Origin of the sequence: Bacillus sp. FSL R5-0523 (assembly GCF_037975295.1) — a bacterium.
Taxonomy (GTDB): domain Bacteria; phylum Bacillota; class Bacilli; order Bacillales; family Bacillaceae; genus Bacillus; species Bacillus subtilis.
The window spans coordinates 1,815,267-1,832,045 of the sequence record NZ_CP150251.1; the positions used below are offsets into that span (position 1 = coordinate 1,815,267).

A 16,779-nucleotide genomic window follows, 5' to 3' on the forward strand; every position below is an offset into this window, starting at 1 on the left:
ACTTGTGCCGACATTGAACTTCACGACACCGAATGAGCATTTTGAATTTGAGCATTCTCCTTTATACGTAAATACGGAGCTTAAGCCTTGGGAAACGGGTGATGGAAAACCGCGGAGAGCATGTGTGAGCTCTTTCGGATATAGCGGAACGAATGCCCATATTGTGATAGAGGAATATCAGCCTGACAAGAGGAACGATCGATTAACAAAGCAGCACCGCTCAGCATTATTTGTACTTTCAGCGAAAAAAGAGAAGCAATTGAAGGCCTATGCGGAAGCAATGAAAGATTTCGTAACTTCCAATGAAGATATCGATCTGGAGGATATGGCATACACGCTTCAGACGGGCCGGGAAGCAATGGATTATCGCATGGCGTTTTTGGCGGATTCGAGAGAAATGCTGATCAAAGCTTTAGATGATTATTTGGCTGAAATGCCGAACAGCAGCATATTTGCTGCTCACGTAAAAACGAAGAAGAGCGAAATCAAGCTGTTTGAAACGGATCATGATGCCAAAGCATTGCTGCAAACATGGATAGAGAAAAAAAGGCTGGAGAAAGTAGCAGAGCTATGGGTGAAAGGGCTGCAGATAGATTGGAACAAGCTTTATCGGGAATACAGGCCTCGCCGAATCAGCCTGCCTGCTTATCCGTTCGCGGAAGAGTATTACTGGCTGCCAACTCAAGAAGGTGAACCCGAAACCATTGCTACAGCTCTGCCTCAATCCGAACTGATGCCAAAGCGCTGCTTTCTGCGTAAACAATGGCAGCCTTGTCTGATTGAACCGGCAGAAATGACGAATCAAACCGTCGCCATTTTGGCAAATAAGGAGACAATGGCATTAGCGGAAGAGCTTTCGACGTATTTCTCGACATACCGTATATTTGACAGCCAAGAGCTGGATCGGGTATCTGCTGCTGACTATGAACACGTTGCTGGAGCAATCGATCTGATCGGGTGCGGAACGAGCCATGAGCATTCTATGGGCTGGATAAACTGGCTCCAAAAGCTGATCGAGCAAGGACGTACAAGCAAGCATCATTTGACGATCTTAGGTGTAACAAAGGGGCTGGAGGCCTACGCAAATGACGCTGTTCATTTGTCTGGTGCTTCACGGGCCGGTTTATACCGCATGCTTCAAAGCGAGTACAGCCACCTTACTTCAAGACATGCAGATATGGAATGCGAAACCTCTTTTGAGGAGCTGGCCAGACTGATTGCAGTTGAATATTATGCCAAGAGCACAGAATTAGAAGTCTGTTATCGAAACGGACAGCGATATCGAGCATATTTGGCAGAGCAGCCAGCAGAAGCCGCTCTTAGTCATAAGCAAGTATCGTTTTCAACAGACAAAGTCCTGCTTATTACAGGCGGGACAAGAGGTCTCGGCTTGCTGTGTGCGCGGCATTTTGTGAAAACATACGGCGTTAAGCGGCTGGTCCTTATCGGCCGTGAAGAGCTTCCGCCGCGTGACCAGTGGAATTCGGTAAAAATGGCCTCGTTTGCCGAGAAAATAAAAGCCGTTCAAGAGCTAGAAGACATGGGTGCGCAAGTTCAGGTGCTGTCTCTGGATCTCACAGACAGGGTTGCTGTCGAACAGAGCCTGAAGACAATACACGAAACAATGGGGGCGATTGGCGGAGTCATCCATTGTGCCGGGATGGTGAACAAACAAAACCCGGCTTTTATCAGAAAATCACTAGAAGAGATCGGACAGGTGCTTGAACCGAAAGTTGAAGGTCTGCAAACGTTGTTTGACCTGCTTCAGGATGAACCATTGGCGTTTTTCACCTTGTTTTCATCAGTATCAGCGGCCATTCCTGCACTAGCAGCAGGACAAGCTGATTACGCGATGGCAAATGCTTTTATGGATTATTTTGCGGAGGCTCATCAAGATAAATGTCCCATTGTAAGCATTCAGTGGCCTAACTGGAAGGAGACCGGTTTAGGCGAGGTGCGAAGCAAAGCTTTAGAACAAACTGGATTGATCAGTTTGACAAACGACGAGGGATTACAGCTGCTTGACCAGATTCTATCAGACAGACAGTATGCTGTCGTGCTGCCGGCAGTACCAGATACAAACGTTTGGAAGCCGGATAAGCTAATGCAGCCGTCACTGCCTGTCGAAGCTCTCTCGCATCCTGAGACGAAAGAGCAAACCGGCACTCGCAACCTGTTCCCTGAAACAGTCGACTGGCTCGTAACTCTTTTTTCAGATGAACTGAAAATAGCTGCAGAAGACTTTGAAACGGATGAACCTTTCCAAGAATACGGAATCGACTCGATTATATTGGCCCAGCTGGTACAGCAGATGAACCAACAATTAAATGGAGATATTGATCCGTCAATTTTGTTTGAATACCCGACAATAGAATCCTTTGCACACTGGCTCATTTCGAAATATGACATATCAGCTGTTTTACAGCCATCTGTTCCTGAGAAACAGACACCTTTCAAGCCGCAATCAGCAATGAAACAGAAGCTGGTGCCAGAACAGCGGCCGCAACAGATAAGCCATGAAAAAACGGCACTTCTTGCTGAGGACATCGCTATCATCGGTCTTAGTTGCAGGTTCCCAGGAGCAGAAACCCTAGAGGAATACTGGGAACTAATACGTGATGGACGGTCTGCGATTGCGCCTGTTCCGCCTGAACGATTCGGGAACTCGAGCTCAAATTACGCGGGCCTCATTGATGAAATGAACCGATTTGATCATGATTTCTTCATGATGTCCGAAAACGATGTCAGAGCGATGGACCCTCAAGCTTTGGCTGTATTGGAGGAAAGCTTGAAGCTGTGGTATCACGCCGGTTATACAGAGAAAGAAGTGAAAGGCATGAGGGCTGGTGTTTATATAGGAGGCCGCAGCCAGCACAAGCCTGATCCGGTCAGTCTTTCAAAAGCAAGAAATCCGATAGTCGCTGGCGGACAAAACTATTTAGCAGCTAACATCTCACAATTTTTTGACTTGAAGGGACCGAGTATTGTCCTGGATACCGCTTGTTCCTCTGCGCTGGTGGGGCTGAATATGGCCATTCAGGCTCTGCGAAGCGGAGATATTGAGGCAGCGGTTGTAGGCGGCGTCAGTTTGCTTGATGCTGATGCGCATCGAATGTTTCATGAGCGCGGACTTTTATGTGACAAACCGTCATTCCATATTTTTGATAAGCGGGCAGACGGTGTCATTTTAGGAGAAGGCGTGGGCATGGTTCTCGTCAAAACCGTCAGCCAAGCGGTTGAAGACGGAGATTCCATATATGCAGTCATTAAGGCTGCTGCGATTAATAATGACGGAAGAACGGCAGGCCCATCATCTCCGAATCTCGAGGCACAAAAGGACGTCATGCTGTCAGCGCTTGAAAAAAGCAGCAAAAAGACTGAAGAGATCAGCTATCTCGAAGCGAACGGATCGGGGTCGGCAGTAACAGATTTACTTGAATTAAAGGCAATCCAGTCCATTTACCGTTCTGAATCAAAGGCTCCGTTAGGGCTGGGATCGGTGAAACCTAACATCGGCCATCCATTATGTGCAGAGGGGATTGCGAGCCTGATTAAAGTAGCTTTAATGCTGAAGCATAGACAATTGGTTCCGTTCCTGTCAGGTAATGAAAATATGCCGTATTTTGATATAGAAAAAACAGATTTGTATTTCAGCAGATCGCAAGCCGAGTGGAAGGAGACAACTCCGGCTGCGGCAATTAATTGTTTTGCAGATGGCGGAACGAACGCCCATCTCATTATAGAAGCCTGGAATGAATTGGTTGCTCGTCCAATTAGAAGAAAACCTCTGCCTTTGCCGGAATTAAATAGGCAGCCCGTTTTAATCAAACCATCAGCTCAAAACGTGCAGGAAAAAGTGCATTCAGACACAGGGGCTTCTAAAGATATGTTTTGGAAAACTTTCAAATAAGAGAGGAGTGGGAAAATGATAACTGAACAACTGCACATTTCATTAAATAATCCAATCATGTCCAACCACAAGGTATATGGACAAGCGTTATTACCCGGCCTTGCTTATATAGATTTAATCTACCAAGTATTCCAGGAACATGGTTATGCATACCAAGAGCTTGAATTAAAAAACCTGACCATTTTTTACCCTTTGATCGCAGATGAGTCATATGACATTGCCCTGACCATTCACGTGTCTGAAAGAAAGGAAGGGACATGGTCCATCATCATCGACGGACAAAAACAGCATGGAGAATCACTATCTGACATGAGACAATATGTGACTGCTGACATGCATCGTAAAGAGCAAACTTCTTTTGCCGAATCAATAGACCTTAATCAGTGGAAAAATACAGCTGACAGAATTCTGAATTTAGATGAAATCTATGAACAATGCCGTTCTCAGGAGTTAGTCCATACCGGCATGATGAAGGCAAAAGGGCGGATTTATGAAACCAAAGAGGGTGTTTTAATTGATTTAGCAGTCGGACAGGAAGCGTTGCGTCATTCTGAAGCTTTTCTGTTTCATCCGACGCTTATTGACGGCAGCGGCATAGGGTCAAGCTGCCTGATCTCAGATCAAACGATGTACCTGCCATTGTATTATGAATCGTTTTCTGCTTCAGAACGATTGCAAAAAGGATGTACAGCACGGATCCTCTCCTCATCTGTGCGCCAAAAGAAAGAACTCACTTATATGACGATTGAATATTTTAATTCAGCAGGACAAAAAGTGGCCGAACTGAAACAATTTGCAGGCAAGTCTGTACGGAATATGTCAGCCTTTCATTCTGCAAAAGAAATTCAAGAAGAAAGAGCTGCTGTCTCTCAGAACATCAGTCGGGACTATCCCGCATTTGAAATGTATTTGAGTCAGCTGCTTGCTAAGCAGCTTGAAAGGCCGGCAGAACAAATGGATATCCACGCGGGGTACTATGAGCTTGGTCTGGATTCTCCGTCATTGCTTACCGTGGTTCAGGAAATTGGAGATAAGGTTGGAGCAGATTTTGCTCCGACACTGCTGTTTGAATTTACAACAATTGCAGAACTAGCTGCTCATCTTGCTGATCACTATTCAATTGGAGAGGCGGACGATGCTGTCCGCCAATCTCCTTCACCAATTGATGGTATTACCTCTTCACCAGAGATCGGGGAGGACATTGCCATTATCGGAATGGCGGGACGCTATCCTAAGGCAAAAAACATACAGGAATTTTGGGAACAGCTTAAAGCGGGTACCGACTGCATCACAGAGATTCCAAACTCACGCTGGGAATGGAAAGAAAACAATGGACTGGATTCACCTGCAGGCAAGCCATTGTCAAAATGGGGCGGCTTTATCGAGGAGGCTGATTGCTTTGATCCTCAATTTTTCAGAATCTCTCCGCGTGAAGCGGAAATGATGGACCCTCAGGAACGGTTATTTTTAGAGACATGCTGGGAAGCTATTGAAGATGCGGGTTATACACCAGAGACAATTGCTGCACCGCAGGGAGAAAATAAAAGACAGCATGTCGGTGTGTTTGCCGGCGTTATGCATAAGGACTATTCCCTTATAGGAGCTGAAGCTCTATCAGAACACAATCCATTTCCTTTATCGCTGAATTATGCGCAAATCGCCAACAGGGTCTCTTACTATTGTAATTTCCACGGCCCAAGCATGGCGGTGGACACGGTCTGCTCTTCCTCATTAACTGCGGTTCATCTGGCAATAGAGAGCATCCGGAATGGAGAATGCGAGGCCGCGCTTGCCGGAGGCGTCAATTTGTCACTGCATCCGGCTAAATATATCAGCTATGGCAGTGTAGGGATGCACTCAAGTGACGGCTATTGCCATACTTTCGGCAAAGGCGGGGATGGCTACGTATCTGGAGAAGGTGTCGGCACAGTATTGCTAAAACCGCTGCGAAAAGCTGAACAGGACGGTGACCGAATCTATGCTGTCATCAAAGGCAGTGCGATAAATCATGTAGGAAAAGTAAGCGGAATTACAGTACCGAGCCCGGTAGCTCAAGCTGATGTAATCGAAGCATGTCTAGAAAAAACAGGAATTGATCCGCGCACCATCAGCTATGTTGAAGCCCATGGCACTGGCACCTCATTGGGAGATCCGATTGAAATACAGGGGTTAGTAAAAGCTTTCAGCCGCAATACGCAGGACAAGCAATTCTGTTCAATCGGTTCTGTTAAATCGAATATTGGCCATGCTGAAGCTGCAGCCGGCATTAGCGGCTTAACGAAGACTGTCCTGCAGTTGCACCATAAAACCTTGGTGCCGTCATTACATTCAGATGAGCTGAATCCTTATTTGAAGCTTGATCAAACCCCATTTTTTGTCCAGCATGAAACAAAGGAATGGGAGCAGCCATCTTTTACAGAAAACGGGGTGGACGTCACATATCCCCGCCGTGCCGGTTTAAGTTCGTTTGGCGCTTCAGGATCAAATGCGCATCTTATTTTGGAAGAATATATTCCGGCAGAGAGCCATTCAGAGACGATTTTAACGAAAAATGAAGAAATAGTGATACCTTTGTCTGCGAGAAACAAAGATCGTCTGCAGGCTTACGCTCTTAAACTTCTTGATTTTCTTAGCGAGGACGTCAATCTTTTAGCGTTAGCTTATACCATGCAGGCAGGGCGGGTTGAAATGGAGGAGCGTGCGGCCTTCATCGTAAAAGACATAAAAGATTTAACGGCTAAACTTCGGGCGTTTGCCAATGGAGAAGAAGAGATCAAGGGCTGCTGGACCGGACAAGCCAAGGAGAATCAGGAGGCGGCTGGGCCGACATCGGTAAATGCGCTGAATAACCATTTGATAAAAGACAGCGAAATAATGGAAATGGCGAAAGCATGGGTTCAAGGAAAGCGGGTCACCTGGGACGACCTATACGGCGATCGCAAGCCGCTTAAGATCAGTGTTCCGACCTATCCGTTTGCAAGGGAGCGCTACTGGATCCCGGTTCCTGAAATGAAAACCAGCACTGTGAATCATATCTTACATCCGCTGGTGCACCGCAATACATCAGACTTTACTGAGCAGCGCTTTAGCTCTGTATTTACAGGCACGGAATTTTTCCTTTCAGATCATGTTGTACAGGGACAGAAGATTTTGCCGGGCGTTGCCTATTTAGAAATGGCAAGGGAAGCAGCGGAAAAAGCTGCAGGCGATCTGGACGGCGAACAAAGAGTGGTGTCGCTTAAAGACATTGTGTGGGTGCGTCCTATCACGATAGAAAGTGAACCAAAAGAAATACATATTGGCCTTTTTCCTGAGGATAACGGGGACATTTCCTTTGACATTTATAGCAGCTCTGAACATAAAGAAGAAGCCCTGACGATACACTGCCAAGGCCGCGCTGTCATTTCAGATGAAGCGGACACTTCCATTTTAAACCTTTCATCAATACAGACAGAATGCAGTTTGGACACAGTGACGTCAGAACAATGCTATGCAGCGTTTCGAAAGATTGGGCTTGACTATGGAGAGGGCTATCAAGGGATTGAAAAAGTCTATGTCGGCAAAGATCAATTGCTTGCAAAAATCTCGTTACCCGCTTTTCTAAAAAACGACAAGCAGCATTTTGCGCTCCACCCGAGTTTGATGGATTCCGCGTTCCATGCCACAGTCGGTTTTATCGTTAGCTCAGTCAATGCCGCTGAACAAGCTCAGACGCTGTCTCTTCCATTTGCGTTGCAGGAGGTTGATATTTTCAGCCCATGTCCAGAGAATATATGCTCTTATATTCGATACAGTTCAGACAGTAAAGCGGAGGACAAAGTCAGAAAGTATGATATTGATTTATGTGATGAGAACGGACACGTTTGTGTGCGAATGAAGGGTGCCTCGATGCGGGCACTTGATGGAGAGCAGCATTCAATGCCGAAACTATTAACTGATTCTCAGCTGACCGGGCATACGATGATGATCCCTGTCTGGGAACCAGTCTCTTCAGATACGGAGGATAATGCTTCGTTTGCTGGTACACGAGTTGTTTTATGCGGTGCTGCTGAAGCTGATCGGGCATTAATAAAGCATCATTATCCGCAAGTATCCTTTATCGATATCCGGCCTGCAGATGACATTGAGGGAATAGCGGACAAACTGCAAGCGTACGGAAGCATTGACCATGTTTTGTGGATTGCCCCGTCACACCGGGGAAGTATAGGTAGTGATGGACAAGAAGAAGCTGTTCTTCACTTATTTAAGCTTGTGAAAGCATGCCTGCAATTAGGCTATGGCGAGAAACAACTTGAATGGTCTCTTGTGACCGTCCAAGCGCAGCCGGTTACGCAACATGAGGCAGTACAACCCGCTCATGCAAGCATTCATGGGCTTGCCGGCACAATGGCAAAGGAATATCCACACTGGAAAATCCGTCTTCTCGATCTTGAAAAAGGCTGCACATGGCCGGTAAATCACATGTTTGCGCTCCCAGCTGACCGCCTTGGCCATGCTTGGGCCTATCGTAATCAGCAATGGCATCAGCAGCAATTGATCCCATATCGGCACTCACTGTCAGGCGACACGCTATATCGGAAAGGCGGAGTCTATGTGGTCATCGGAGGAGCCGGGTATATCGGAGAGGCGTGGAGTGAGTACATGATCCGCCGCTACCAGGCGCAAATCGTTTGGATTGGGCGAAGTCAACTTAATGCTGCCATCCAGTCAAAAATAGACCGACTTTCGGCGCTTGGCCCTGAGCCTTTCTACATTGCAGCCGATGCAGCCGATAAGCATTCATTGCAGCAGGCTTATGAACAAGTGAAAAAACGTCATCCTTATATTCACGGGATTGTTCACTCTGCGATGGTTTTATTTGAGCAAAGCCTGGAAAAAATGAAGCCGGAAGAATTCACCGCTGGACTGGCGGCGAAGATCGATGTCAGTATTCAGATGGCCCAAGTGTTCCGCCAGGAGAATGTAGATTTTGTTTTATTCTTCTCTTCGCTTGTAGCCCATATCAAAAATGTGAAGCAAAGCCATTATGCCTCTGGCTGTACATTTGCAGATGCTTTTGCTCACCGGCTTTCTCAGAGCTGGGCATGCCCTGTAAAAGTCATGAACTGGGGATATTGGGGGAATAGTGAAGCGGCTGAGGATGAACATTATGTACAGCTCATGAATCAAATCGGCTTAGATTTAATTGAGCCTGCGGAGGCTATGAAGGCGCTGGAAGCGCTGCTTTCTGGGCCAGTCAGCCAAACAGCTTTCATTCATACGACAAAGCCTGTAGCAGTCGAAGGCGTGAATCAGAATGAATTCATCACTCTTTATCCAGAGCAACCTTCAGCAGATGCAGAGAGCCTGATGGAGCGTCTGCCGACTACGGGACGATTTCAAAGAGTGACACATGAAGAGCTTGATGATCTTCTTTACAGGCTGTTGTTAGGACAGCTGCAAACAGCCGGGCTGTTTGATGGTTATACATTATCGGTTGAACGTCTTCAACAATATAAGACTCGTGAATTTTATGGAAAATGGATTCGGCAAAGCAGCGAATTTCTCTTGCAGCATGGATATCTTAAGAAAGTTGGAGATTCATTGGTGAGGAAGGACCAAGCAGAGGATATCGAGCTGCTTTGGCTAGAATGGAACGCGAAAAAAGAAAAGTGGCTTAAAGACAGCGAGACAAAGGCGATGGTTGTATTAGCAGAGGCCATGCTGCAAGCATTACCGGATATTTTGACAGGGAAAGTCCCTGCAACAGATATCATGTTCCCGCATTCCTCGATGGAACTGGTGGAAGGCATTTATAAGCATAACCAAGTGGCAGACTATTTTAATAAAGTGCTTGCCGATACATTATTAGCTTATCTGGATGAACGTCTGAAGCACGACCCTGAGGCATCGATTCGCATTATGGAAATAGGCGCAGGCACAGGCGGCACGAGTGCCGGAATCTTTGAAAAACTGAAACCATATCAAAAGCACATCAATGAATATTGCTATACAGATCTGTCTAAAGCATTTTTGCTGCATGCAGAAAAGGAATATGGGGCGGAAAATCCGTACCTGACATATCAGCTTTTTGATGTGGAAAAACCGATTGATCAGCAGGAATTTGAAGCGGGAGGCTATGATGTCGTCATTGCCGCTAATGTCCTTCACGCAACAAAAAATATCCGTCAAACACTGCGGCATACAAAAGCGGTAATGAAAAACAACGGAATGCTGCTGTTGAATGAAATGGCGGGAAACAGCCTGTTCCCTCACATCACCTTTGGTCTTTTGGAAGGCTGGTGGCTGTATGAAGATCCTGCAGTGCGGATTCCCGGCTGTCCAGGCTTACATCCTGACAGCTGGAAAGCGGCACTTGAAAGCGAAGGCTTTGAATCTGTCTTTTTCCCGGCCGAGGCGGCACATGATCTGAGTCACCAAATCGTCGCAGCCTCAAGCAACGGGCTGGTTCGACGTATGATGAAAAATGTGATCTTGCCGGAGAAGGTTGTTTCACAAGCGTCTAATCAGGAGCCAGCCTACATTCATACCATAGATTCAGAGGAAGCTGGACAATCGAAACATGCTCTCCTAAGAGAAAAAAGCACAGAATATATGAAAAAACTAATCGGGGAAACGTTGAAAATTCCTGCAGGAAAGATTGAGTCATCTGAACCGCTTGAAAAGTACGGTATTGATTCTATCGTTGTTGTCCAGCTGACGAATACATTGCGTAAAGAATTTGACCATGTAAGCAGCACTTTATTTTTCGAGTACCAGACCATTGACGCATTAGTGGAGCATTTCATCAAAACAAAAACAGAAGCTCTGATGAAATTAACAGGTCTTGACCGTCAAGTTCAACAACATACACCGGTCGAAAGCAGAACCCAATCTTCACAGAAACCTGATCAGGCCGCTAAAAGAACACGGCGCTTTCGCAAGCTTGGCTTCAGCGGGGAGAAAGAAACACCGACAAACACTCTTGCAAGCCGTGACGTTGCCGTTATCGGCATTTCTGGACGCTATCCTCAGGCGGAAACAGCAGAAGACTTTTGGAACAACCTAAAAGAAGGAAGAAATTGTATTGAGGAAATTCCGAAAGATCGCTGGGATTGGAAAGCCTATTACGATAAAGAAAAAGGAAAAGAAGGATCAATTTATACGAAATGGGGCGGATTTATCAAGGATATGGACAAGTTTGACCCATTATTCTTTCAGATTTCTCCGCTTGAGGCAGAAAGAATGGACCCTCAGGAGCGATTATTTCTGCAAACCGCTTATGCAAGTATTGAAGACGCGGGATACACGCCTGACTCGCTCTGTTCAAGCAGAAAAATCGGCGTCTTTGCCGGAGTCATGAACAAAAATTATCCGACCGGCTACGGCTATTGGTCTATCGCCAACAGAATATCCTATTTACTGAATTTCCAAGGTCCGAGTCTTGCAGTCGATACAGCCTGCTCATCCTCCCTGACAGCGATTCATTTAGCGCTGGAAAGCATTTATAGCGGATCGAGTGATTGTGCCATTGCCGGCGGTGTCAATTTAGTTGTCGACCCGGTTCACTATCAGAATTTATCTGTCATGAATATGCTCTCTGCTAGTGATACATGTAAATCATTCGGCGATGATGCAGATGGATTTGTCGACGGTGAAGGCGTAGGCGCCATTGTGTTAAAGCCGCTGCAGCAAGCAATAGCGGACGGTGACCATATTTACGGTGTGATAAAGGCAAGTGCCATTAATAGCGGAGGAAAAACAAATGGATACACGGTTCCAAATCCTCATGCACAGGCACAGGTAATTAAAGAAGCAATGGAGCGCGCCGACATTCCTGCCCGAACCATCAGTTATTTAGAGGCGCATGGAACAGGCACTGCATTAGGAGATCCGATTGAGATAGCGGGGTTAACAAAAGCATTCGAGAAAGATACGCAGGAGAAACAGTTTTGTGCGATCGGCTCCAGCAAATCAAATATCGGTCATTGTGAAAGTGCAGCCGGAATTGCAGGGCTGACAAAAATACTTTTTCAGTTTAAATATGGCCAAATTGCACCATCATTGCATGCTCAGCGGTTGAATCCGAACATCGAGTTCAGCCATACGCCATTTGTCGTTCAGCAGCAACTTGGTGAATGGAAACGCCCGGTGATTGGCGGGCAAGAGGTGCCTAGGCGCGCTGGCTTGAGCAGTTTTGGCGCCGGAGGGTCCAATGCCCATATCATCCTGGAAGAATATATTCCAAGAACGGGGGCGCAAACGCCGAAAGACCATCCTCCAGCGCTGATTGTGCTGTCGGCCAAAAACATGGAACGCTTGCAAGAAAAAGCGAAACAGCTGCTTACAGCCATCAAACAAAAAAGGTACCGCGAAACAGACCTGATCAGGATTGCCTATACCTTGCAAACAGGCCGTGAAGCAATGGAGGAACGGCTGGCCTTTATAGCGGAATCACTAGAGGATCTTGAGAGAAAGCTGAACGATTTTATCGAAAACAAAGCAGACAGCCTGTATCTGGATCGCATCGATGATAACAAAAAAGCGTTAGCAGTCTTATCAGCGGATGAGGATACGGAAAAAATCATAGAAGCATGGATGAGAAAAGGGAAATACACGAAACTGCTGGATCTTTGGGTGAAAGGCTTGTCTTTCGACTGGGGCATGCTGTACGGCACCCAAACGCCTGTCCGGATCAGTCTTCCGGCCTATCCATTTGCAAAAGAACGTTACTGGGCACCAGGCGCGGCAAAGGCTCCGGCGTCTATAGAACAGGATCATGATCAGCAAACAGAAGAACCTTTCAAGGTTATGACTTTTCAAGAAGTGTGGAAAGAAGAGTCGGCTACTCTCACATCGAAACGTATCAAAACGCTCATCTGTTTTCTGACTGAAAGAGAAAAGCAAAACGCATTTGCTTCAGCCCTGAAAAACGTTGATCAAGACACTAAGGTCATTTTTATATCACAGGGCGAAGTGTACAGCAAACAGTCTGAATATAGCTACCAGATTGTGCGGCAAGAACCCGTTACTTTTGAAAAGGCCTTCCAGAGCATTAAAGAAGAACTTGGAGAGCCAGATGCAATCCTCTATATGTGGCCTATGGAAGACAAGCGCTGTATAAAGGACCATTCCTGTATTGTTTACCTATTACAAGGTATGTCCGCAGCAAAGCTTCATCCTTCACGGCTGCTGCTGGCAGGATGTTTTGAAGATAGTCTTGACCGAAGCTATCTGGAATCATGGATTGGCTTCGAACGTTCACTCGGGCTTGTCCTTCCGCACACAAAAGTCACTGGAATCTTTCAGCCGGCGGAACAAGGATCGATGGATGATTGGACACGTAATATATGGGCAGAATTACAGGCTTCAGCTGAACAAACGGTTTTGTATCAGAATGCGAAACGATATGTAAATCACATTGAACAGACAACGATACAACCGGGCGACAGCAAATTGAAGTCTGGCGGTACTTACCTGATTACAGGCGGTGTAGGAGGGCTTGGTTATTTATTTGCCAAGCATTTGGCCAAAAACTATGCCGCAAACCTGATTTTGACAGGGCGGTCGCCTTTTAATGATGAGAAGCAAAAGCAAATAAAAGAATTAAAGGATCTAGGCGGCGAAGCGATGTATGCAGAAGCAGATGTGTCTGATCCTATCGCAATGGGAGACTGCGTAAAAAGAGGGAAAGACCGATTCGGTGCCATCAACGGTGTCATTCATGCAGCCGGGATCGAGAGCGACTCTGCTATTTTTGACAAAAAGATCGAAAGCTTCCAGCGCATCATTGAACCGAAAATCAACGGCACGATAGCGCTTGATGAATGGCTTAAAAATGAAGACCTTGATTTTATGTGTTATTTTTCTTCTTCTTCTGCGGTTTTAGGGGATTTTGGATGTTGTGATTATGCGATTGGCAATAGGTTTCAGATGGCTTACGCACAATACAGAAATGAGCTGCATAACGGTAAAACGTTTGTCATCAACTGGCCTGTATGGAAGGATGGCGGAATGAAGATCGGTGATGAGGAAACAACGGATATGTACCTGAAATCAAGCGGCCAACGCTTCCTAGAAGCCGAGGAAGGCATCCGTATGTTTGAGCACATCCTAGCTCAGCAGGATGCTCAGCATCTCGTGATAGCCGGTCAGCCCAGCCGTGTCAGCAGATTTTTAGAAATGACTGAACCAGCTATTCCAGAACCGGCCACTGAAGCCCCTCTAGCACAAGAAAACAAGGATGAGGTAAAAACGTTAAGCATTGAAAAGCGTTTAGAACACGACTTGAAAGAGCATATTCACACATTGCTTAAGATTTCAAAGGACAAGCTGAATGTGAACAAAAATTGGGCCGACTTCGGATTTGATTCAATCTATTTGGCTAAATTTTCGAATGTGTTATCAAAGCATTTCAACATCGAAGTGACACCGGCTTTATTTTTCGGCTATTCGACTTTACAAGAATTGATCGGCTTTTTCTTAACCGATCATAAAGAGCTGATTGAAGCATTTTACCGGGATGATGCATCAGAGGCGCAAAAGCCCCCTGAAGCTTATGCAGCAATTCCTGTAGCTCCAGAACCGGAAACCAGTAAAAAAAGCATTCGGCAGGTTCACGATGAGCCTATTGCCATTATCGGCATGAGCGGCAGGTTCCCTCAAGCTGATTCGGTCCATGAGCTGTGGGATAATCTGAAAAAAGGTAAATCGTGTATCTCTGACATCCCGGGCGAACGCCGGGACTGGGGGAGAGCTAACAGAGATCCAGAAAAAGCAGTGCCAAGGTGGGGTGCATTTTTGAAGGACATAGACCGGTTTGATCCGCTGTTTTTTCAAATATCGCCTAAAGAAGCCGAAAGCATGGACCCGCGCCAGCGCATTTTTCTAGAGGAAGCATGGCACACGTTTGAAGACGCCGGCTATATGGGAGATCGGATAAAAGGAAAATCCTGCGGTGTTTATGTAGGTGTGGAAGAAGGGGAATATGCGCATCTAACCGGAGATACGGATTACATTAACGGAACACAAAACGCCACATTGTCTGCGAGAATAGCATACGCATTGGATTTAAAAGGGCCTAATATGGCTTTGACAGCAGCATGTTCATCTGGACTGGTGGCGATTCACCAGGCATGTTCAGCTCTGCGTCAGGGGGATTGTGAAATGGCTTTAGCCGGCGGCGTCAGCTTGAATATTTCTCACATGTCTTTTGAGGCGCTGACAAGGGCCGAAATGCTGTCTCCGAACGGACAATGCAAAGTGTTTGACCAGGATGCCAATGGCCTTGTGCCAGGTGAAGCGGTGGCTGCTGTTCTCTTGAAACCATTATCAAAGGCAATTGAAGATAAAGATCATATTTATGGCTGCATCAAAGCCAGCGGCGTGAATTACGATGGCAAAACCAACGGCATTACTGCGCCAAATCCTTTTAGCCAGGCAGAATTGATCGAAAACAATTATGAAAAAAATGAAATCAATCCGCTCGATATTCAATATGTGATGGCGCACAGTACCGGCTCGAATCTTGGTGATCCGCTTGAGGTCCAAGCGTTAACGAGCGTGTTCAGCAAATATACGAAGCAGAAGCAATTCTGTATGATCAGCTCAATTAAACCTTTAATCGGACACACATTTGCAGCGTCAGGAACGGTTGCTTTAATCAGTATGCTGATGGCTATGAAAAACCAGATCATTCCGGCCACTCATCACTGTGAATCGGAAAACCCGTATATTCCGTTTAAAGAAAGCCCATTTGTGCTTTGCAAAGAAAACCGTTCGTGGATCAGGAAAAATCAGAAGCCGAGGATGGGAACGATCAGCACGACTGGAATCAGCGGCACCAATGCACATGCAGTCATTGAAGAATACATTCCGGAAGATCAGCCGCCCACACAGCGGCATCAAGGGTCACCGCAGGTCATCGTGCTTTCAGCCCAAAATGACGATCGGCTTCAGGATGCTGCCTGCCGCATGATTGCGTATCTGGAGCAGAATCATAACCTTTCTTTACCTGATGTGGCATATACGCTTCAGGTTGGAAGAAAAGCCATGGAAGCAAGGCTCGCGATCGTTGCAAACAATCAGGAGCAATTGGTGCGAAAATTGAAGGAATATGTGGAAGCAATGAAGAATGGTGGGATATCGGGCCAACAGAGATCCCTTTATACAGGATATACAGAAGGGATATTAGAAGAACAAGATACAGCAGCTCTGCAAGCTCTCGCAAAAGAAAGAAATTTGGAAAACATCGCGGAATGCTGGGTGAAAGGATATCAGATTCCTTGGGAACTCCTTCATGATGGCGATCACGTTCGGATGGTTTCTTTACCTGGTTATCCATTTGCAAGGGAGCGGTATTGGGTTTCGTCAGGCACTCAGCAATCAGAGGCCGTTAAACAGCATTCACAAGATATGAAAACAGAGATTGACGAGCCGAATGGCAAAACCCATATTCAAAAGATCATTGTTCAATTTTTAGCACGAGAATTGGGCATATCTGAGGATCGAATCAATTTCAAAAGAAACTTCCTGGATTATGGGATGGATTCAATTCTTGGCCGAAAATTGATGCGGCATATCGAAAAAACCACGCAGCTGAAGATGGCCGGCCGGGAAATCCTTGAATGTCAGACAGTCCAAGCTCTATCTGACCATTTGGCCTTAAAAGCGGAAAAACAAAATCATAGCGCAGCAGCACATCACATAAAGGGCACGTATACAGACGAGCAAATCATCGGATTGATGCAAGAGGTGGCGCTAGGGAAATTGGATTTTAAGAGTGTGCAAAACATCATAGAAGGGAGTAAATCGTATGAATCATAAAGAAATTCTCGATGCCTTCAGATCAGGAGAATTAACCATTTCTGAGGTGGAAGAACATCTTAAAG

General features: G+C 46.1%; 2 protein-coding genes (1 of these 2 cut by a window edge). Both read left to right on the forward strand.

Annotated elements, in window-relative coordinates; genetic code table 11:
- Positions 1–3,910: the end of a polyketide synthase PksL gene (gene pksL, locus NYE53_RS09260; protein ID WP_339248315.1), read on the forward strand. The gene continues 9,719 nt to the left of window position 1, outside the view; only the last 3,910 of its 13,629 coding nucleotides appear in the window; its start codon lies beyond the left edge, outside the window; the stop codon is at positions 3,908–3,910.
- A 15-nt stretch (positions 3,911–3,925) separates the two neighbouring features.
- Positions 3,926–16,714 (forward strand): polyketide synthase PksM, encoded by a 12,789-nt coding sequence (gene pksM, locus NYE53_RS09265; protein ID WP_339248317.1) that lies wholly within the window; start codon positions 3,926–3,928, stop codon positions 16,712–16,714.
- The last annotated feature ends 65 nt before the right edge of the window (positions 16,715–16,779 follow it).